This window comes from Ralstonia sp. 25mfcol4.1 (assembly GCF_900104095.1).
In the GTDB taxonomy this organism is placed as follows: Bacteria; Pseudomonadota; Gammaproteobacteria; order Burkholderiales; family Burkholderiaceae; genus Cupriavidus.
The window spans coordinates 656,652-674,798 of sequence record NZ_FNJO01000001.1 but is presented as its reverse complement, the minus strand read 5'-3'; the positions used below and the strand labels follow the sequence as shown (position 1 = coordinate 674,798).

The 18,147-nt window shown below is 66.5% G+C and carries 18 protein-coding genes; 7 read left to right on the top strand and 11 right to left on the bottom strand.

The window, feature by feature from the left end; all coding sequences use genetic code 11:
* The coding region (locus BLQ58_RS03055) for an IS30 family transposase (protein ID WP_139186055.1) at positions 1 to 304 on the top strand (304 nt) is incomplete at its 5' end.
* A 155-nt stretch (positions 305 to 459) separates the two neighbouring features.
* The gene (locus tag BLQ58_RS03050) at positions 460 to 849 is read left to right on the top strand and encodes a DUF5594 family protein (protein WP_029051090.1); all 390 of its coding nucleotides are present in this window, start codon (positions 460 to 462) and stop codon (positions 847 to 849) included.
* Between the two features lie 24 nt (positions 850 to 873).
* Here BLQ58_RS03050 and BLQ58_RS03045 read toward each other — a convergent pair whose 3' ends face one another.
* Both BLQ58_RS03045 and BLQ58_RS03040 read right to left on the bottom strand, forming a co-directional pair.
* Complete coding sequence (locus BLQ58_RS03045) at positions 874 to 1,797, bottom strand: aldose epimerase family protein (protein WP_029051089.1); 924 nt, start codon at positions 1,795 to 1,797, stop codon at positions 874 to 876.
* A 75-nt stretch (positions 1,798 to 1,872) separates the two neighbouring features.
* Positions 1,873 to 3,099, bottom strand: a complete 1,227-nt coding sequence (locus BLQ58_RS03040) for a polyhydroxyalkanoate depolymerase (protein WP_029051088.1) — start codon at positions 3,097 to 3,099, stop codon at positions 1,873 to 1,875.
* A 285-nt stretch (positions 3,100 to 3,384) separates the two neighbouring features.
* Between BLQ58_RS03040 and BLQ58_RS03035 the strand changes: the two genes are divergently transcribed.
* Positions 3,385 to 4,041 carry a glutathione S-transferase family protein gene (locus BLQ58_RS03035; protein ID WP_029051087.1) on the top strand — a complete coding sequence of 219 codons (657 nt, stop codon included), beginning with the start codon at positions 3,385 to 3,387 and terminating at the stop codon, positions 4,039 to 4,041.
* A 31-nt stretch (positions 4,042 to 4,072) separates the two neighbouring features.
* Here the strand turns inward: BLQ58_RS03035 and BLQ58_RS03030 are convergent, their stop codons facing one another.
* Both BLQ58_RS03030 and ubiD read right to left on the bottom strand, forming a co-directional pair.
* The gene (locus BLQ58_RS03030) at positions 4,073 to 6,088 is read right to left on the bottom strand and encodes an acetoacetate--CoA ligase (RefSeq protein ID WP_029051086.1); all 2,016 of its coding nucleotides are present in this window, start codon (positions 6,086 to 6,088) and stop codon (positions 4,073 to 4,075) included.
* 101 nt (positions 6,089 to 6,189) lie between these two features.
* Complete coding sequence (gene ubiD, locus BLQ58_RS03025; RefSeq protein WP_029051085.1) at positions 6,190 to 7,707, bottom strand: 4-hydroxy-3-polyprenylbenzoate decarboxylase; 1,518 nt, start codon at positions 7,705 to 7,707, stop codon at positions 6,190 to 6,192.
* A 646-nt stretch (positions 7,708 to 8,353) separates the two neighbouring features.
* Here ubiD and BLQ58_RS03020 point away from each other — a divergent pair.
* Positions 8,354 to 9,436 carry a lytic transglycosylase domain-containing protein gene (locus tag BLQ58_RS03020; protein ID WP_029051084.1) on the top strand — a complete coding sequence of 361 codons (1,083 nt, stop codon included), beginning with the start codon at positions 8,354 to 8,356 and terminating at the stop codon, positions 9,434 to 9,436.
* Between the two features lie 96 nt (positions 9,437 to 9,532).
* Here BLQ58_RS03020 and BLQ58_RS03015 read toward each other — a convergent pair whose 3' ends face one another.
* From BLQ58_RS03015 to ribBA, 4 genes are all read right to left on the bottom strand, one after another.
* Positions 9,533 to 10,714, bottom strand: coding sequence for a pyridoxal phosphate-dependent aminotransferase (locus BLQ58_RS03015; protein WP_029051083.1), 1,182 nt, complete (start codon positions 10,712 to 10,714; stop codon positions 9,533 to 9,535).
* A gap of 121 nt (positions 10,715 to 10,835) precedes the next feature.
* Complete coding sequence (gene nusB / locus BLQ58_RS03010) at positions 10,836 to 11,351, bottom strand: transcription antitermination factor NusB (protein ID WP_029051082.1); 516 nt, start codon at positions 11,349 to 11,351, stop codon at positions 10,836 to 10,838.
* On the bottom strand, positions 11,344 to 11,853 hold the full coding sequence (gene ribH / locus BLQ58_RS03005; RefSeq protein ID WP_029051081.1) for a 6,7-dimethyl-8-ribityllumazine synthase: 510 nt from the start codon (positions 11,851 to 11,853) through the stop codon (positions 11,344 to 11,346). The genes nusB and ribH overlap by 8 nt, the downstream gene beginning before the upstream one ends.
* Before the next feature lie 100 nt (positions 11,854 to 11,953).
* Positions 11,954 to 13,069 (bottom strand): bifunctional 3,4-dihydroxy-2-butanone-4-phosphate synthase/GTP cyclohydrolase II, encoded by a 1,116-nt coding sequence (gene ribBA / locus BLQ58_RS03000; RefSeq protein WP_029051080.1) that lies wholly within the window; start codon positions 13,067 to 13,069, stop codon positions 11,954 to 11,956.
* Positions 13,070 to 13,347: 278 nt separating this feature from the next.
* Between ribBA and BLQ58_RS02995 the strand changes: the two genes are divergently transcribed.
* From BLQ58_RS02995 to BLQ58_RS02985, 3 genes are all read left to right on the top strand, one after another.
* Positions 13,348 to 14,379 carry a CaiB/BaiF CoA transferase family protein gene (locus BLQ58_RS02995; protein WP_029051079.1) on the top strand — a complete coding sequence of 344 codons (1,032 nt, stop codon included), beginning with the start codon at positions 13,348 to 13,350 and terminating at the stop codon, positions 14,377 to 14,379.
* A 147-nt stretch (positions 14,380 to 14,526) separates the two neighbouring features.
* Positions 14,527 to 14,715, top strand: coding sequence for a YjfB family protein (locus tag BLQ58_RS02990; protein WP_029051078.1), 189 nt, complete (start codon positions 14,527 to 14,529; stop codon positions 14,713 to 14,715).
* 105 nt (positions 14,716 to 14,820) lie between these two features.
* Complete coding sequence (locus BLQ58_RS02985) at positions 14,821 to 15,576, top strand: alpha/beta hydrolase (RefSeq protein ID WP_254775787.1); 756 nt, start codon at positions 14,821 to 14,823, stop codon at positions 15,574 to 15,576.
* 156 nt (positions 15,577 to 15,732) lie between these two features.
* Here the strand turns inward: BLQ58_RS02985 and BLQ58_RS02980 are convergent, their stop codons facing one another.
* From BLQ58_RS02980 to BLQ58_RS02970, 3 genes are all read right to left on the bottom strand, one after another.
* Positions 15,733 to 16,365, bottom strand: a complete 633-nt coding sequence (locus tag BLQ58_RS02980; RefSeq protein WP_029051076.1) for a riboflavin synthase — start codon at positions 16,363 to 16,365, stop codon at positions 15,733 to 15,735.
* A 31-nt stretch (positions 16,366 to 16,396) separates the two neighbouring features.
* A complete protein-coding gene (gene ribD / locus BLQ58_RS02975) occupies positions 16,397 to 17,518 on the bottom strand; it encodes a bifunctional diaminohydroxyphosphoribosylaminopyrimidine deaminase/5-amino-6-(5-phosphoribosylamino)uracil reductase RibD (RefSeq protein WP_029051075.1) in 1,122 nt (373 codons plus the stop codon).
* 95 nt (positions 17,519 to 17,613) lie between these two features.
* On the bottom strand, positions 17,614 to 18,147 hold the full coding sequence (locus tag BLQ58_RS02970; protein WP_029051074.1) for a GspH/FimT family pseudopilin: 534 nt from the start codon (positions 18,145 to 18,147) through the stop codon (positions 17,614 to 17,616).

Sequence of the window (18,147 nt, the reverse complement as noted above, 5' to 3'; positions counted from 1 at the left end):
CCTGACCTACGACCAGGGTCGAGAGATGGCCCGGCACGCCGAACTGAGCGCCGCCACTGGCGTGCGCGTGTACTTCTGCGACCCGCATAGCCCCTGGCAGCGCGGCACCTGTGAGAACACCAATGGTCTGCTGCGCCAGTACTTACCCAAGGGCACCGACCTGTCCGTCTACTCGCAGGAGGAACTTGACGCCATCGCCGACAGCCTCAACGGCCGCCCGCGCAAAACCCTGAACTGGCACTCCTCGCTACAAGTCCTCGCTCAGGTTCTGGCCAATCCCACGGACCGGCTTCCTGTTCAATAACTGAGGGGTGTTGCACTTCGCACTTGAAACCGCCTATTTAGTTTGGATTTGCGCGACACTGGGCTCCGAACGGTTTTTTTGGGTGATGGTTTTTCAATAGCTCGAACCTGGCGCACAATAGTCGCCATCCCCACACCAGACCCAGACGTCCGCCCGTGCACCCCGTTCCTGCCCAACGATTCAATTCCGAGCTGTTGCCGCGCATTGTCGAGCTTGTGCGGCTCCTGTCTCATGGCACCTTGCATGCGGATATCGTGCCGGCGTCCGCGTCGGATCAGCCGGCCTGTCTGCGCGTCTGGTCCCCCGCCCGGGCGGGCGGCGGCCGCTATGCCCATCCGATCGACATCACGCTGTCGTGGGACAGCTTCGAAGTGGACCGCCTGTTCTGTTCAGGTGGTGATGTGCGGTTCGACGCGTATCTGGATGCCTTGCCGGCCAAGCTCGATGCCTGGCAGGAACCCCGGCAGATCGATTTCAACTCGCGGACGCAGGCCGAGCCCAGGGTGCTGATTGGCGGGCTCGACTTCGAACATCTGGTGCGATAAGGGCGGCGCGATTGCGGCGGGCGGCTACCGGAGGGTCAGGCGGCACGTGGCCGTCTCTTCCGCCCCGCCCGGCAACCATCGCAACCCGTGTCCGTGGTGGATCGCGTTCGGCAGACCGAGCCACGGCTCGACGCAGTAGAAGTCGGAATCGTCGCGCTCGGTCCAGGTGGTGACGGCGTACCAGGGCGCGGAGTTCGCGGAATCGAGTCCGATTTCGATGGTACGTGCCGGGAGTTCCACGCCGACAGACCCGACACCGTCAGTGCCGCTGGCCTGCAGGACATGGAAGGTGTCCTGCAGCCGCGGATCGTCCAGTCGATAGGCTGGCTCGCCGGGCTCGGGCGCCGTCAGGCTGCCGTCGGCCTGCTGGCGTACGCGGGACGCCGGCGGCATGACGATGCGGCTCTGTGCGCGGGCGGGATGGGGCAGGGCGAAGTAGAAATGATGACCCGCGTAGTACGGCAACGGGGGCAGCGCGGCGTCGCCGGTATTGCGCGTGCGCAGCGTGACCTCGATGCCATCCGGGACCAGCCGATAGATGGCCGTGAACACGAATTCATACGGGTAGCCGGGCCGGGTCAGGTCGGACGATGTCAACGACAGGCTGACCGCGTCCTCCGACAGTTCTGAGACGGCAAACGGCAGGTCGCGTGCAAAGCCATGCTGGGGCAGATCGTGGGTCACGCCCGCACCGTCGCGCCAGCGGCCCGCTTCGCCGTCGACGAAATGCCGGCCGATAAACGGAAATAGCAGCGGGTTGCCGCCCCGCACCTTGGCGACGCGGGTCCAGTCGGCGTCGTCCGGCCAGTAGAGTATGTCCTGTCCGCGATGCACCCAGCGCACAAGCCGGCCCCCGTGCGAGGGCGCCAGCAGCAGGTAGTTGTCGTCCCGGCCGACCCGGAGCAGGTCCTGGCCCTGGAATCGTTGAGTGGTGGTCATCGTCGGCATCCGTGGCGCGTCGAAAACCGCAAGCGTAGCGCAAACGGGCCGCCGGGCTTGTGCGGCGGGACGCGCGCGGCTGCCTTACCGCCGCATCTCGTCGCTTGTGTAGATGGTTTCGCGCACCAGCGGATACACCTGCGCCTCCCAGTGCTTGCCGTTGAATACGCCATAGTGGCCGACCCCGGTCTGGATGTGATGCATGCGCAGGTAGGGGCGCAGGCTCGAACACAGGTCCTGTGCCGCCATGGTCTGCCCGATGGCGCAGATGTCGTCGCGCTCGCCTTCGATCGTCAGCAGCGCCGTGCGGCGGATGGCACGCGTCGACACCCGCCGCCCGCCTACGTCCAGCAGACCCTGCGCCAGCAGGAAGCGCTGGAATATCAGGCTGACCGTCTCCAGGTAAAACTCGGCCGTCAGGTCCATCGTGGCGAAGTACTCGGTGTAGAACGCCTGGATGGCATCGGCCCTGGCATGTTCGCCACGGGTGCGCAGTTCGAACAGGTCGCGCAGCGCCTGTTCGTGCCGCTCGCGGTTCATGCTCATGAAGGCAATCAGCTGCACGAAGCCCGGATAGACACGCCGCATGGCGCCCGCAAACCGCCACGGCACATAGCCGATCAGCGTGTTTTCGAACCACTCGATGGGGCGGCTGGTGGCCAGTTCGTTGACGCGGGTCGGATTCACGCGGGCGTCGATCGGACCGGCCATCAGCGTCAGGCTGGGGGGCTGCATCGGGTCGCCATCCTCGGCCATCAGCGCCGCGGCCGCCAGCGCGGCCACGGTCGGCTGGCACACGGCTACCAGGTGGGTGTTGCCGCCCAGTGCGTGCAGGAAAGTGACCAGGTGCTGCACGAATTCATCGAAGCCGAAGCGGCCGCACGACAGCGGGACGTCGCGCGGGTTGTGCCAGTCGGTGATGTAGACGTCGTGGTCGCGGAGCATCGTTTCCGCCGTGCCGCGCAACAGCGTGGCAAAGTGGCCGGACATTGGCGCCACCAGCAGTACGCGCGGTTGTGGCGGCACGCCTTCGCGGCGAAAGCGCATCAGCGTGCAGAACGGCGTGCGCGTTACCACTTCCTCCACAACCGGCACGTCCTGGCCACGAATGCGCACGCTGTCGATGCCGAAGGGCGGGCGGTAGTGGGTAAGTCGGGCCAGCGCCAACACCTCACAGGCGCCGCGCAGCGTGCGCAGCGGTTCCGATTTGTCGCCGCCGCGCCATGCGCTAAGCAGCGTGGCCGTGATGTCGGCGAGCGAGCATGCTGGCTGAATCAAGTCTGCGTATGTCTGGTAGGCCTGGTAAAGCATGGCTCGATCTCCCCACTTGCGATCCTTGACGCCGCAATTTATGTGCCATCGTCCTTCATGTTGGCACGCAGGTTGCGGATCGGGAATCGGTTCAGTGCGCCGGAACACGCGCGGTGCACCGTGTGGCGTTGCCATCTCGCGGCCACCGTGCGCGATCCGGCAGGCGCTTCGGACTGGTGCTGGTCATGCCCGCCTGCCGCACCGCCCGGGTGCGTACTGGCGGAACCCGTCCGGGGCACCGATACTGCAAGCGGACGTCACGCCCCGGGGGGCGGAGGAGGCAAGATGGCCAAGACAACGCTGACGATCAGCAGCAAGACCTATTCATCGTGGTCGCTACGGGGCTGGCTGCTTGCGCGCTTTGCCGGCCTGGAGTTCGAAGAGGTGCTGGTGCCGCCCGACGATCCCGCCGTGCGCGCCGAAATCCTGTTGCTCTCGCCGTCGATCCTCGTGCCGTGCCTGCGGCATCAAGGCGTGACGGTCTGGGACACGCTGGCGATTGCGGAATACCTCAACGAGATCAAGCCGAAAGCCCGGCTGCTGCCCGAGGATCTGGCTGCGCGTGCCCACTGCCGCGCCATATGCGGCGAAATGCACTCCGGGTTTGCCGCCATGCGCGCGGCGTTGCCGATGAACCTCAAGGGCCATTTCCCCGGCCTGAAGGTCTGGTCCCGGGCGCAGGCCGACATCGATCGCATCACCGCGATCTGGACCGAATGCCTGGAACGCTATGGCGGCCCGTACCTGTTCGGCAAGCACCGCACCGTGGCCGATGCGATGTATGCACCGGTGGTCACCCGCTTCGTCACCTACGGCGTGAAGCTCGAAGCGCCGCTGGTGGAGTTCTGCAAGACGATCCTGGCCATGCCCGAAATGCAGGAATGGATTGGCGCGGCGCGTGAGGAACCCGACGAAATCAGCGAACTCGACGTGGAGTTCTGACGCCGGGCGCGCCCCTGGCTGGCATGCCCATTCAGACCGCGCGCGGCTGGCGCGCCAGGTAGTCGGCGGCGTAGGCGAAGTACCACGCCAGGCAGTCCGGATTCGCCATCGCGTCGGGATTGGCGATCCGGTCCGGCGCGTGGCCCAGCAGCAGCTTCTTGATCGGGACTTCCATCTTCTTGCCCGACAGCGTGCGCGGCACGCCGGGCACCTGCACGATCTCGTTCGGCACGTGGCGCGACGACAGCGCCGCGCGGATGCGGGCGCGCATGGCGTCGCGCAGGGTATCGTCCAGCGCCATGCCGTCGCGCAGCACCACGAACAGCGGCATGTACGATTCGCGGCCCAGGTATTCGAGGTCGACCACCATGCTGTCGAGCACCTCGGGCAGGTCCTCCACCACGCGGTACAGCTCGCTGGTGCCCATGCGGATGCCGTGGCGGTTGATCGTGGCGTCCGAGCGCCCGTAGATGATGGCCCCGCCGCGCGGCGTGATGCGGATCCAGTCGCCATGGCGCCAGGCGTTCGGGTACACGTCGAAATAACTGTCGCGGTAGCGACGGCCATCGGCATCGCCCCACAGGAACAACGGCATCGACGGCATCGGCTCGGTGCAGACCAGTTCGCCCACTTCGTCGATCACGGTACGGCCGTGCTCGTCGAACGCTTCGACCTTGGCACCCAGGCACCGGCATTGCATCTCGCCGGCGTAGACCGGCAGCACCGGACAGCCGGCCACGAACGACCCGGCAAAGTCGGTGCCGCCCGACATCGGCGCCAGCCAGACGTCTTCGCGGACATGGGCGTAGATCCATGCGTAGGCATCTTCGGATAACGGCGAGCCGGTCGAGCCGATGCCGCGCAGCCGCGAGACATCGGCAATCCGCGCGGGCTCGACGCCCGCCTTCATGCAGCTGGTGAAGAAGGCGGCGCCGGCGCCGAACATCGTCACGCGGGCATCGTCGACGAAACGCCAGAGCACGCCGGCGTCGGGCCAGGCCGGGTTGCCATCGTACAGCGCGATGGTCGTGCCCAGCAGCAGCCCGGCTACCTGGGCATTCCACATGATCCAGCCGCTGCTGCTGTACCAGTGGAAGATGTCGTCGGCGCCGAGGTTGTTGTGGAACGCCATGAGCTTGAGTTGCTCGATCACGATGCCGCCATGGCCATGCACGATGGGCTTGGGCATGCCCGTGGTGCCGGACGAGTAGACGATCCACAGCGGATGGTCAAACGGCACGGGTTCCACCTGAAGTGGCACGTCGTGCGCCAGCACATCGGCCCAGGCGTGGCGCCGGAGGCTCGCGTTCGTGCCGTCGATCGCAACGTCGGCGTCGCTGCCCGGCGTCGGCACGATCACGATATCGGTCAGCGAGGGCAGGGCGGCCACCAGATCGGCGATGACGGGCGCGCGGTCGTACGCCTTGCCGCCATAGCGGTAGCCGTCCGCCGCGATCAGCGCCTTGGGCTCGATCTGCCGGAAGCGGTCGATCACTGCCACCTGGCCCATGTCGGGCGCGCAGCCGGACCAGATGGCGCCCACGCTGGCGGTGGCCAGGAAGGCTACGATCGTCGCCGGGATGTTCGGCAGATAGCCGGCCACGCGGTCGCCGCGCGTCACGCCCATCTGACGCAGCGCGTGCGCCAGCGATGCCACCTGGGCTTCAAGGGTATCCCAGCTGATATCGGCCAGCGGCTGCGCCTCTCCGGCATGGCGGATGGCGGTGCGTGTGCGGGCCGCGCCCGTGCCGGCATGGCGGAAGACCTGCTGCACGTAGTTGAGCGTGGCCCCTTCGAACCAACGCGCGCCGGGCATGGTGCGCTGGGCCAGCACGGCGCTGGCCGGTGTGTCGAAGTGCACGTCGAAATAGTCGACGATGGCTTGCCAGAACGCTTCGATATCGGAGACCGACCACTGCCACAGGCTGGTGTAGTCGCGGAAATCGAGCGCGCGCTCGCGGCGCAGCCAGTGCATGAAGGCGGCCAGCTGGCTGCCGTCGGCGAACGCCTGCGTGGGCGTCCACATCAGCTTCCCTGCAAGGGTCATTTGTCTCCTCCGCGGCCCGTCTGACGCGGGCCCTTAGAGTGATGGGCGGTCCGCAAATGATAGCGGACCGCCGTGCCGCGGGTGCGCGGCTGGCTGAACGACTACTTCGGGGACGCGAACAGGGTGCCCCAGATCTCGTCGACACGCGTCTTGACGGCCGGGTCCATCCTGATCGGGGTGCCCCATTCGCGGGTGGTTTCGCCGGGCCACTTGTCGGTGGCGTCGATGCCCATCTTGGAGCCCAGGCCCGACACCGGCGACGCGAAGTCGAGATAGTCGATGGGGGTGTTGTCGACCATCACCGTGTCGCGGCTCGGGTCCACGCGCGTGGTGATGGCCCAGATCACTTCCTTCCAGTCGCGCGCGTCGATGTCGTCGTCCACCACGATGATGAACTTGGTGTACATGAACTGGCGCAGGAAGCTCCACACGCCGAACATCACGCGCTTGGCGTGGCCGGCGTACTGCTTCTTCATGCGCACCACCGCCATGCGGTAGCTGCAGCCTTCGGGGGGCAGGTAGAAGTCGGTGATCTCCGGAAACTGCTTCTGCAACAGCGGCACGAACACTTCGTTCAGGGCCACGCCCAGCACGGCCGGTTCGTCGGGCGGCTTGCCGGTGTAGGTGGAGTGGTAGATCGGATCGCGCCGCATGGTGATGCGGTCGATCGTGAAGACCGGGAACCAGTCCTGCTCGTTGTAATAGCCGGTATGGTCGCCGTAGGGGCCCTCCAGCGCGTGCTGGTAGCCGGACGGGTGGTCGGGATCGGGCTGGATATGGCCTTCGAGCACGAATTCGGCCGATGCCGGCACCGACAGTTCGAACAGCGTCGGCGTGATGCAACTGGCCAGCGCGGTGCGGCTGCCGCGCAGCAGGCCGGCAAACTGGTACTCGGACAGCGTATCGGGCACCGGCGTCACCGCGCCGAGGATCGTGGCCGGGTCGGCGCCCAGTGCCACGGCGATCGGGAACGGCTTGCCAGGGTTGGCCAGCGCGTGCTCGCGGAAGTCGAGCGCGCCGCCACGATGCGCCAGCCAGCGCATGATCACCTGATTGCGGCTGATGACCTGCTGGCGGTAGATGCCCAGGTTCTGGCGCTTCTTGTGCGGACCCTTGGTCACCACCAGGCCCCAGGTAATCAGCGGCGCGGCATCGCCGGGCCAGCAGGTCTGGATCGGCAGGCGCGCTAGATCGACGTCGTTGCCTTCCCAGACGATCTCCTGGCAGGCCGGGCTGCTGACGCGCTTGGGCGCCATGTCCCACACCGACTTGGCCAGCGTGAACAGCTTGCCGGCCTCGCGCAGCCCGCGTGGCGGCTCGGGCTCCTTGAGCGCCGACAGCACGCGGCCAATATCGCGCAAATCTTCCAGGTTCGATGCGCCCATGCCAAGGGCTACTCTTTGTGGCGTCCCGAACAGATTTGCCAGGACCGGTACTTTATAGATATCACCATCGTCACGGCGCGGCTGCTCGAATACGACGGCCGGGCCTTCCGCGCGCAGCAGCCGGTCGCAGATCTCGGTCATTTCGAGGTTCGGCGATACCGGCGCGGTCACGCGCCTGAGGTCTCCGCGCTGCTCCAGCTGGCCGATGAAATCGCGCAAATCTTTGTATTGCATAGTGAATTTGGATCAGGGATGTGGCGTCGCGCCATGCCGGGGCAGGCTGCTCGATGTGTGTGACGATACACACGCCACCTCAAAGGCGCAAAAAAATCGTGCCTGCGGACGCAGCGAAATTGTAAGTAATTGATGACGGTAGTCATTTGTTCAGACAATTGCCAGACTAGGCGTGGCTTGCGATTGAGGGACAGTGGTCAGCCCGCGGGTGCCGTAAAAGGCGTTGTTACATATTTCTAGAAGTAGGAAGTTTTTGTTTTCTTATGCTTGACGGGTTATAAAAGCGTTCCTACAATCCGGTCTGCTCTAAGGAGTGTTGCGTTGCAACATGGCTTCCACCCTGGTGTCAAGTGGGTGTGGCGAAAAAAAAGCAACGTCGACATTTCCGAATCGACTGTCCACCAAGCGGCCCCAGGGAGGAGCCCGGTGCGCAGTCCTCTGGCGGGATGCCGGAGTCGATGAGTGATCTTAGTGGCAGGGTGCGGCTCCCCAAGCGGTACCCTGTTTCTCGTTGGGCGCATGGGGAGCGCCCGCCAACAGATGCTGGACACCCCTGCTAGGTGGCGCAGCATCCTTACTTGAATACGTTGAGATCGGGCACGCGCAGTTGTCGGGCGCGCGCAGCGGGCGACGGATGGAGGTAAGCATGAGCGGTTGGAAAACCCTTCATCTTCCCGGCATCGGGCGGGCATTGCAGGTCCGCCTCAGACAGCCGGTACCCGGTGTGAGCCGCGCACTGCAAGTGCGACTGGCCCATCCGGTGGCAGGTCGCGCGTTGCTGCGCGGCGGCCGCACAACCTTGAAGTACACCCTGAACAGTCTCGGGGTGCTGTCGGTGGCCGCAGCGGTCACCCTCACCGTCAGCCAGCAATGGCGGACGTCGCTTGCCGGGGCACTGGCGGGCAATGAAGCGCCTGCCGTGCTGGTGGACGCCGCCGTGGCCAACGCCGAAGCTGCCAACACGGTTCACGCCGTGGCCGCCGCGTCGGTACCGGCGATCTCGGCCGACGCGGCCGCAGCAAGGCTGCTGGCTACCGCGACGTCCAAGGCCAAGGGCCTGCCGACCGTGTCGGGCGTCGACGAATGGAGCCAGACCCCTGCGGGCAAGGTTCCGTCGGTGGCGCACCTCGCTGCCCAGATTCCGGTGCAGCGCGTGGCGCTGGACGCACGCAACACGAGCGCGCTGGGATCGGCGCGCGAGCAGGCCGCCGTGGCGGAGTACATCGCGCGCAAGTACCGTGTCGCGAGCCAGGCTACGGCCCAGCTGGTCAAGGCTGCCTACATGACCGGCCGCGAGGTTGGTATCGATCCGCTGCTGATCCTGGGCGTGATCGCGATCGAGTCCAGCTTCAATCCGTACGCCGAAAGCGGCGTCGGGGCGCAGGGCCTGATGCAGGTGATGACCAAGGTCCACCAGGACAAGTACGAGGCCGTGGGCGGCGTGACCGCCGCGCTGAATCCGTACGCCAACATCAAGATCGGTGCGCTGGTGCTGAAGGACTGCATCGCCCGCGCCGGTTCGATCGAGGGCGGCCTGAAGTACTACGTGGGTGCCACGACCAACACCGACGGCGGCTATGGCGCCAAGGTGCTGGCCGAGCGTGGACGGCTGCGTGCCCTGCTGGGCCTGCCGGCCGCGGACAAGGCCGGCGACGCCAAGACGCAGGCCGAGCATCACCAGAACGGCGAAAAGCTGGAAGCCTCCGGCAATACCGCGCAGGCGGCCTGACCCCCGGGACAGGTTCGACCCGCAAGAAGAAAGGCACCCCTCGGGGTGCCTTTTCTTTTTCCGGCTGCCAGGCCTCGCCCGGAGCGGCGTGGCGCCCTAGCGCAGGAAGTGGTGCATGCGATCCATGGCCTCTTCGATATTGGCCATCGACGTTGCATACGAGATGCGGATGTAGTCGTTTGCCGTGTGCGGGCCGAAATCCGTGCCGGGCACCATGACGACGCCGGCATCGTGCAGGATCGCCTGGGTGAGCTTGTCCGCGTTGCCGGCGGCCGGGTGGTTCACGTGCCGGCAGTCGGCATAGACGTAGAACGCGCCGTCGGGCTTGACCGGTACGCGCAGCCCCAGCGCTTCCAGCGCGGGCAGGATCGCGTCGCGGCGCCGATGGAACTCGGCCTTGCGCTCGTCGTAGATCGCCAGCGCCTCCGGCGAGAAGCAGGCCACGGCAGCATGCTGGGCCACGGCGGACGCGCAGATGAACAGGTTCTGCGCCACCTTCTCGAACGCCGGCACCAGCCCATCGGGCACCACCAGCCAGCCCAGCCGCCAGCCGGTCATGTTGAAGTACTTCGAGAAGCTGTTGACGGTGATCACGTTGTCGTCGAGCGCCAGCGCCGAGACGGGCGGCGCATCGTATGACAGCCCCTGGTAGATCTCGTCGAGGATGGCAAAGCCCCGGCGCTCGCGCACTTCGGCCAGGATCCCCTTGAGTTCGTCGGGCAGGATCGACGTGCCGGTTGGATTCGATGGCGACGCCAGCAGCACGCCGCGCGTCTTTTCGCCCCAGTGGGCCGCCACCTGGGCGGCCGTCAGCTGGAATCGCTCCGCCGGGCCGCTCGGGATCATTTTCGCCTGCCCGTCGAACGCCGCCACGAAATGGCGGTTGCACGGGTAGCTCGGGTCCGGCATCAGCACTTCGGCACCGATTTCCACCAGCACCGCGCAGGCCAGCAGCAGCGCGCCGGAGGCACCGGCCGTGACGATCACGCGCCGCTCGGGAATGTCCAGCCCGTAGGCGGTCTTGTAGTAGCCGGCAATGGCTTCGCGCAGGGCGTGGATGCCCAGGGCGCCGGTGTACTGCGTCACGCCGCGTCGCATCGCGGCTTCGGCCGCGTGGATGACCGGCGCCGCGGCCGTGAAATCGGGCTCCCCAATGCCCATGTGGATGATGTGCCGGCCGGCACGTTCGAGTTCGGCAGCCTGCTTGGCCAGTTCCATCACGTGGAAGGCCTCGATGTTGGCGAGTCGGGAAGCGGTGGCGATACGCTGGTAGTCCATGGCGATGGGGACAAAAGCACAGGGTGGAAACAAAAACACCCGCCGGAGCGGGTGTCATGCCGGTGACTGGCATCATGGGATGCCGGACGCCGGATTGCAACATCCAGTCAGTGGATGCGGGTCAGCGGCGCGCGGCGACCTCGGGTGCGCGCACCTGGGCGGCCAGCTTGTCGAGCACGCCGTTCACGTACTTGTAGCCTTCCACGCCGCCGAAGGTCTTGGTCAGTTCCACGGCTTCGTTGATGACCACCTTGTACGGAATGTCCAGGCAATGCACCAGCTCGTAGCTGCCCACCAGCAGCGCGGCGCGCTCCACGGGCGACAGTTCGTCGACGGTACGGTCGAGGAACGGCTCGAACGCGGCGGTCAGGCGCGCTTCCTCGCGCACGGCACCGCCCAGCAGCGCGTCGAAATGTTCGCGGTCGGCCTTGTTGAAGCCTTGCGCGTCGTGCAGGTGGGCCTGAATTGCACCGATATCGTTGCGATTCAGCAGCCACTGATACAGGCCTTGCAGGGCCAGTTCCCGGGACCGGCGGCGCGCGCTCTTGGGCGGAGCCTTGGGTTCGGTGCGCGCCTTGGCGCCGGCCGGCTTGCCGGCGGCGTCTTGCGCGTCGCCGTTGTCGGGGGCATTACTCATCATCTTCCTCATCATCTTCATCGCGGCCGTCGTTCTCGCGCAGGGAATCCAGCGCGACGACCAGGTTGGCCATTTCCACTGCGGTGCGGGCGCAGTCACGGCCCTTTTCGCGGGTGCGGGCATGGGCCTGCGCATCGGTGTCGACCGTCAGGATGCCGTTGGCGATGGGCACGTTGAAGTCCAGTCCCACGCGCGTGATGCCGGCACCCGATTCGTTCGAGACCAGCTCGAAATGGTAGGTCTCGCCGCGCACCACGGCGCCCAGCGCGATCAGTGCGTCGAACTGGCCGCTTTCGGCCATCTTCTGCAGGGCCAGCGGCACTTCCAGTGCGCCGGGCACGGTCACGAGCAGCGTGTCTTCGCCCTCGACGCCGAGCTTTTCCAGTTCTGCTGTGCAGGCTTCGCGCAGCTCGTCGCACACGGGCTCGTTGAAACGGGCTTGCACAATACCGATGCGCAGGCCTTCACCGTCGAGGTTGCTCTCGTAGAAGCCGTGATCCATTGTCAGTTCTCCATTTATTCGATCAGGCACCGGCAGGAATGCCGGTGCCGTGTGATTCCGTACCGCAGGCGGGTGCTTCGTTCAATCCCGTTCCATCGCGTCAATCGCAGTTCGGCTCGCCATCCATGGGCTGGCAGCCGACGATTTCCAGATCGTAGCCGGTCATGCTCGGCATCTTGCGCGGCGAGCCCAGCACGCGCATCTTGCCCACGCCGATATCGCGCAGGATCTGGGCGCCCACGCCGTAGGTGCGCAGGTCGGGCTTGCGGCGGGGGCGGTCCTGCGGGGCGTCCAGTGCAGCAAACTGTTCGAAAATCTGTTCCGGCGCGTCGCCGCAGTTCAGCAGCACCATCACGCCCTGTTCAGCGCCGTGCAGCACTTCCAGGGCGGCCGGCAGGCTCCACGAGTGCGTGGTGCGGCCGGCTTCGAGCAGGTCCAGCACCGACAGCGGTTCATGCACGCGCACCAGCGTGGCCGTATCCGGACGCGGCTGGCCCTTGACCAGTGCCAGATGGGCGCGGCCCGACGGCTTGTCGCGGTACATCACGCTGTGGAACTTGCCCCACGGCGTCTGCATGTCGCGCTCGCCCGTGCGTTCGATGATGCTTTCGGTCCGGCTGCGGTAGTGGATCAGGTCGGCGATCGTGCCGATCTTCAGGTCGTGTTCGCGGGCGAATTCGATCAGGTCGGGCAGGCGGGCCATCGTGCCGTCGTCCTTCATGATCTCGCAGATCACCGCCGCCGGGGTCAGGCCGGCCAGCGCGCCCAGGTCGCAGCCGGCTTCGGTGTGGCCGGCGCGGATCAGCACGCCGCCGGGCTGGGCCGTCAGCGGGAAGATATGGCCCGGCTGCACCAGGTCCGAAGCCTTCGCGTCGCGGGCCACGGCGGCCTGCACGGTACGGGAGCGGTCGGCGGCCGAAATGCCCGTGGTCACGCCCTCGGCGGCCTCGATCGATACCGTGAAGTTGGTGCCATGCACGGTGCCGTTGCGCGACACCATCGGATACAGCTCCAGCTGTCGGCAGCGTTCGGCCGTCAGCGTCAGGCAGATCAGGCCGCGGCCATACTTGGCCATGAAGTTGATGGCTTCCGGCGTCACGAAATCGGCCGCCAGCACCAGATCGCCCTCGTTCTCGCGATCTTCCTCGTCAACGAGGATGACCATGCGGCCGGCGCGGATGTCGGCAATGATGTCTTCAGTACGGGCGATAGTCATGGCTTGGAACGGCGTTCAGTGAGGGCGGGCGCGGGATGCGAGCAATCGGACAGGCAATCAGGCGGGCAGGGCCGGCGCGGATGTCGCGAGACCGGCGAAATCAAGGCCGCTATTGTACGCCATGCCGTTCGACGATGCCCCGGGTTCGGGGGCGAACCGGGCCGCCGCCGACAGGGCCCGGGTTCGCCCGGGTTGCCGTCAAGTGAATGAAGCGGCATATCGGAACGGTTCCATTGCCAAACGCCGGGACAGCCGGCGCCAGACCACGGAGATATCAGATGCATCCACCCCTGCAGGGCATCCGTATTGTCGAGTTCGAGGGCCTTGGTCCCGGACCGCTGGCCGGCCGGATGCTGGCCGACATGGGCGCCGAGGTCACGGTCATCGCCCGGCGCCAGCGTACGGCCGTGGCCGATCGGCTGGGCGGCAGCAAGCCCAGCCCGCTGCGGCGCGGCAAGACGATCGTCCCGCTGGATCTCAAGCAGCCGGCCGACCTGGCCGAGGCCTTGCGCCTGGTTGCCACGGCCGATGGCCTGATCGAAGGGAACCGTCCCGGCGTCATGGAGCGGTTGGGGCTGGGCCCGGCCGACTGCGCCGCCCGCAATCCCGCCTTGGTCTACGGGAGGATGACCGGCTGGGGCCAGACCGGGCCGCTGGCGCAGACTGCTGGCCATGACCTGAACTATGTGGCGCTCACCGGCATGCTGTCGCTGTCCGCGCGGCCGGGACAGGCGCCGATCACCCCGCCCACGGTGCTGGGCGATGCCGGCGGCGCGCTGGGCCTGGCCTTCGGCATGGTCTGCGCCATGCTCGATGCCCGCGCCACGGGGCGCGGCCGCGTGGTGGATGGCGCCATCGTCGACATGGTCGGCATGCTCGGCAGCATCGCGCTCTGGGTCCGTAACAACGGCCAGCTGGACGGAGACGAGCCAAGCCCGTTCCACCAATCGCCGTTCTACGACGTCTATGCCTGCGCCGACGGTGGTTTCATCACGATTGGCGCGCTCGAGCCGCAGTTCTATACGTTGCTGCTGACGAAGCTCGGGCTCGAAGACGTCGATCCCGCCAGCCAGTATGACCGCACCGCGTGGCCGTCCCTGAAAGCGCGCTTCACGGCGCTGTTCCTGAGCCAGCCACGCGCCCACTGGGACAGCCTGCTGGGTGGTACGGACGTGTGCTACGCGCCGGTGCTCAGCATTGCCGAGGCAGCCCGCCATCCGCACAACGTGGCACGGGGGCTGTTCGTCGAACGGGAGGATGGCACGCTCGATACCGCAGGCGCGCCCAGGTTTCTGCCGCCCGAGGCCTGAGCACCGGCTTAATCGATCGGAATGCCAGCCTGAAAAGCGGCGATTAAAGCTCTTGTGCTTGCTGCCGACAATACAGATGCGGCGTCATGGCGAATCCGCCTCACACGTCGGGGGCCGCATTCTCGATCAACTCGTCAGGTAATTCCTATGGTGACTTCCCTCGTCAGTTCACTGGGCGCGGCCGATGCAGGCAGCGATCCGGTCGCGCTGTTGATGCTGCGCAAGACGCTGGACCTGCAGGCGCAGAGCATGACCCAGCTGCTCCAGTCGGCGCCGGCCGTCTCGGGCGGCAGCAATCCGCCGCATCTGGGCAACAACATCGACATCAAGGTGTAATTCCGGCGCGTCGGCGCGCGCGCAAACGGCCTCCGCTATGCTTGTGGAGGCCGTTTGCCATTTGACGGACGGAAAATTAAGAAAAATACGTCGAGGAGGGGACTCATGATGCGAGCCATCCGATATGCCCTGGCCATGGCCGGACTCTGTCTGGCGCAAGCGGCATCCGCGCAGGAAGCCACACTGGACGAGAGCATCGCCAGCGACAGCCTGCCGCGTGGCACGGAACTCAGTCTTGTGGTCAGCAAGAAGCCCGGGTCGACGCCGACAACCGCGGCCTTGCTGTTTCCCGGCTATCCCGGGGTGCTGAGGGTGGAAGCGCAGGCCGGCGGGGCGCCGGAATTTCAGTTACGTGGGAATTTTCTGGTCCGGGCGCGCCGGCATCTGGTCAGCGACAGCGTCATGGCCGTCCTGGTGGATTGTCCCAAGGACCGCTGGACGAACTGCGATGACAGCTACGGCACGGTATCCAGCGCATTCCTGGCCCGAAAGCTGGGCGGCCGGATCGAGGGTGCGATCCACACGTCGACGTTCACGGATCCGCGTGCCGGACGGGGCCGTGGCCCGGTGCATGGTCTGGCCATGTGGGATTTCGACTGGACCGCCGCACATGTGGACCAGCTGTTCGTCCATCACCAGGATGATCCGTGTCCGCTGACGCAATATCGCACCATCGCGGCCCGCCACGGCAGCATTCCGCTGATCACGGTCCAGGGCGCGAAGGGCGTACGCGGCGAGCCATGCGAAGCATTCTCGCAGCACGGCTTCGCGGGCCGGGAGCGGCCGGTCATGCTGGCCATCGGCGACTGGATGGCCACGCGCAAGGTGGCCGAGACGGTGGGGACGAAGGGCGACGAGTGAGACAGCCGGCTGAAGCCGCCGAATCAGGTTGCCGACTCGGCTCGCCGAATCGAGCCGCTGCATCAGCCTTAAAGGGTTCGCCGGAGGGACTCGCCGGCGGGGCTCGCCGGAGCGCCAGCCGGCGCAGATGTCCGTGCTGGCGGCTACGCGCGCCGGTCAGAGCGCCGGCCTGGCCACCCCGTCGGACGCCGACAGCATCCGCTCCACGTAGCGCGCGATCAGGTCGATTTCCAGATTCACGCGCTTGCCCGAAGCCAGTTCGTTGAGCGTGGTCACTTCCACGGTGTGCGGAATCAGGTTGATCGAGAACACGCAGCCGTCGGCTTCATCGCTGACGGTGTTGACGGTCAGCGATACACCATTCACCACCACCGATCCCTTGTAAGCCAGGTAGCGTCCCAGCTCGCGCGGGGCACGGATGCGCAGTTCGTGCGACTCGCCCACGGGAGCGAAACGGACCACTTCGCCCAGGCCATCGACATGACCGGACACCAGATGGCCACCCAGGCGGTCGGCCAGGCGCAGCGCTTTTTCGAGATTGACGCGGCCCGGCTGGTCCAGCCCGACGGTCTTGTCGAGCGATTCGCGTGAGACATCCACGTCGAAGTGGCCCGCTTCCAGCGTGACCACGGTCATGCAGGCGCCCTGGATGGCGATGCTGTCGCCGATGCCCACGTCGGACAGGTCAAGATCGCCGGCGGCCACGCGCAGGCGCACGCCCGCGTCGGCATCGCCCAGCGGCGAAACGGTTTCGATACGGCCCACGGCCGCCACAATGCCAGTAAACATGCTTGCCTCTGTCTGAATACGAATGGGGATGTCAGTCCTTGCTGTCGGCACGGCGGGCGATCAGGCGCAGGTCGTCGCCGATCTGCCGCACCTCGTGCCAGCGGAATTGCGCGGCGTCTTCCAGCCGGGTCAATGGCGGCAGGTTGAACATGCCCTGCGCGTCCCCCAGCAGCCGGGGCGCCATGTAGACCAGCAGTTCGTCGGCACAGCCTTCGCGGATCAGCGATCCGTTGAGCTTGTAGCCGGCTTCCACATGCAGTTCGTTGATGCCGCGCTGGCCCAGCGCCTCGAGCATGCGCCGCAGTTCCACCTTGCCGTGCCGGTTGGGCAGCGCCACGACTTCGACGCCCCGGTCTTCCAGGGCGCGCTGGCGCGCCTTGTCCTCGACGGCGCAGAACACCAGGACCGGTTTGGCGAAATCGCCAGTGTCGTGATGCAGGATCTGCGCGTCGAGCGGCACTTCGAGCCGCGAATCGACCAGTACGCGTTGTGGCTGGCGCGGCGTGTCCACGGCCCGCACGGTCAGCGCGGGGTTGTCGTCGCGCACGGTGCCGATGCCGGTCAGGATGGCGCAGGCGCGGGCGCGCCAGGCATGGCCGTCGTCGCGCGCGGCCTGGCTCGTGATCCATTGGCTGGTGCCGTCGTGCAAGGCCGTGCCGCCATCGAGCGAGGCAGCCACCTTGACGCGCACCCACGGCGTTCCGCGCGTCATGCGCGAAACAAAGCCGATATTGAGGTCGCGCGCTTCCTTTTCGAGCAGCCCGCAGCGCACGTCGATGCCGGCGTCGCGCAGCCGCTGCAGGCCCCGGCCCGATACGCTCGGGTTCGGGTCTTCCATGGCGGCCACCACGCGGGCGATGCGCGCGCGTACCAGCGCGTCGGCACACGGCGGCGTGCGGCCAAAATGGCTGCACGGTTCCAGCGTGACATAGGCGGTGGCACCCGCAGGGTCATGACCCCGCGCAATGGCGTCCTTCATGGCCTGGATTTCGGCATGATCCTGGCCGGCCGGCTGCGTATAGCCCTGTCCGATGACCTGTCCGTCCTTCATCAGGACACAACCGACGCGAGGATTTGGCGTGGTGGTGTACATGCCCCGTGCGGCGAGAGCCAGGGCCTGTGCCATGGCGGTGTGGTCGGAATCGGAAAACATGGTGTGGCGAATCGGGCCTGAAGTGGTATGTCCGGGTCAATCGATATTCTGGGAAATCAGGAGCGTCGGACCGATGCTTTGGCGCCTGCGGAATGTCAGTCGCAATCGGCATCGGCGCCGGGCCGGCAGATCCGGATGCGCCCCTGGGCGCCGAGCCGTACCTGGCGTTGCGCCTGGTGGCAACGCACCAGGAATGTGGCGGCCAGAAAGCCGCCACGCTCCGACCGTGAGTATCCCACAGGTGTCAAGCGCAGGCTTTGGGTGGCTACGGCGCCGGCGGTGGCGCGCAGCGTGATGCGCAGGCAGCGGTCATGCAGCGCGACGACCGAAAACGGCGGGGTCCGTTCGCCTGGAGGGTCTCCCGGGGCCGTCAACTGCCAGCCGCGATCCAGGGTGTCTGCGCCGTGGATCGGCTCCAGCCTCACCTCGGTCCGCCGCGCCGACGCCGTGGTGCGTGCCAGCGCCAGCGAGGCCGCCAGGCGGTCTGCGGCGTGGCTGGCGCTCTGTTCGGCGACAAGGGCGCCGATGGTGGGCCATGCGGCCACCGCAAGCACAGCCGATACCGCTAGCGATACCAGCAGTTCGGTCAGCGTCACGCCATGCTGCCGCAATCTTTTTTGCCTCGACAT

Excerpts from the sequence above, each read along its gene's own strand:
- BLQ58_RS03030 (WP_029051086.1), bottom strand. The coding sequence starts at position 6,088 with ATGACCCTTGCAGGGAAGCTGATGTGGACGCCCACGCAGGCGTTCGCC.
- BLQ58_RS02985 (WP_254775787.1), top strand. The coding sequence starts at position 14,821 with ATGATGCGAGCCATCCGATATGCCCTGGCCATGGCCGGACTCTGTCTG.
- BLQ58_RS02980 (WP_029051076.1), bottom strand. The coding sequence starts at position 16,365 with ATGTTTACTGGCATTGTGGCGGCCGTGGGCCGTATCGAAACCGTTTCG.
- BLQ58_RS02970 (WP_029051074.1), bottom strand. The coding sequence starts at position 18,147 with ATGTCGAGGCAAAAAAGATTGCGGCAGCATGGCGTGACGCTGACCGAA.
- BLQ58_RS03045 (WP_029051089.1), bottom strand. The coding sequence starts at position 1,797 with ATGCCGACGATGACCACCACTCAACGATTCCAGGGCCAGGACCTGCTC.
- BLQ58_RS03040 (WP_029051088.1), bottom strand. The coding sequence starts at position 3,099 with ATGCTTTACCAGGCCTACCAGACATACGCAGACTTGATTCAGCCAGCA.
- ribH (WP_029051081.1), bottom strand. The coding sequence starts at position 11,853 with ATGGATCACGGCTTCTACGAGAGCAACCTCGACGGTGAAGGCCTGCGC.
- ubiD (WP_029051085.1), bottom strand. The coding sequence starts at position 7,707 with ATGCAATACAAAGATTTGCGCGATTTCATCGGCCAGCTGGAGCAGCGC.
- ribBA (WP_029051080.1), bottom strand. The coding sequence starts at position 13,069 with ATGACTATCGCCCGTACTGAAGACATCATTGCCGACATCCGCGCCGGC.
- BLQ58_RS02995 (WP_029051079.1), top strand. The coding sequence starts at position 13,348 with ATGCATCCACCCCTGCAGGGCATCCGTATTGTCGAGTTCGAGGGCCTT.
- BLQ58_RS03020 (WP_029051084.1), top strand. The coding sequence starts at position 8,354 with ATGAGCGGTTGGAAAACCCTTCATCTTCCCGGCATCGGGCGGGCATTG.
- BLQ58_RS02990 (WP_029051078.1), top strand. The coding sequence starts at position 14,527 with ATGGTGACTTCCCTCGTCAGTTCACTGGGCGCGGCCGATGCAGGCAGC.
- BLQ58_RS03015 (WP_029051083.1), bottom strand. The coding sequence starts at position 10,714 with ATGGACTACCAGCGTATCGCCACCGCTTCCCGACTCGCCAACATCGAG.
- nusB (WP_029051082.1), bottom strand. The coding sequence starts at position 11,351 with ATGAGTAATGCCCCCGACAACGGCGACGCGCAAGACGCCGCCGGCAAG.
- ribD (WP_029051075.1), bottom strand. The coding sequence starts at position 17,518 with ATGTTTTCCGATTCCGACCACACCGCCATGGCACAGGCCCTGGCTCTC.
- BLQ58_RS03035 (WP_029051087.1), top strand. The coding sequence starts at position 3,385 with ATGGCCAAGACAACGCTGACGATCAGCAGCAAGACCTATTCATCGTGG.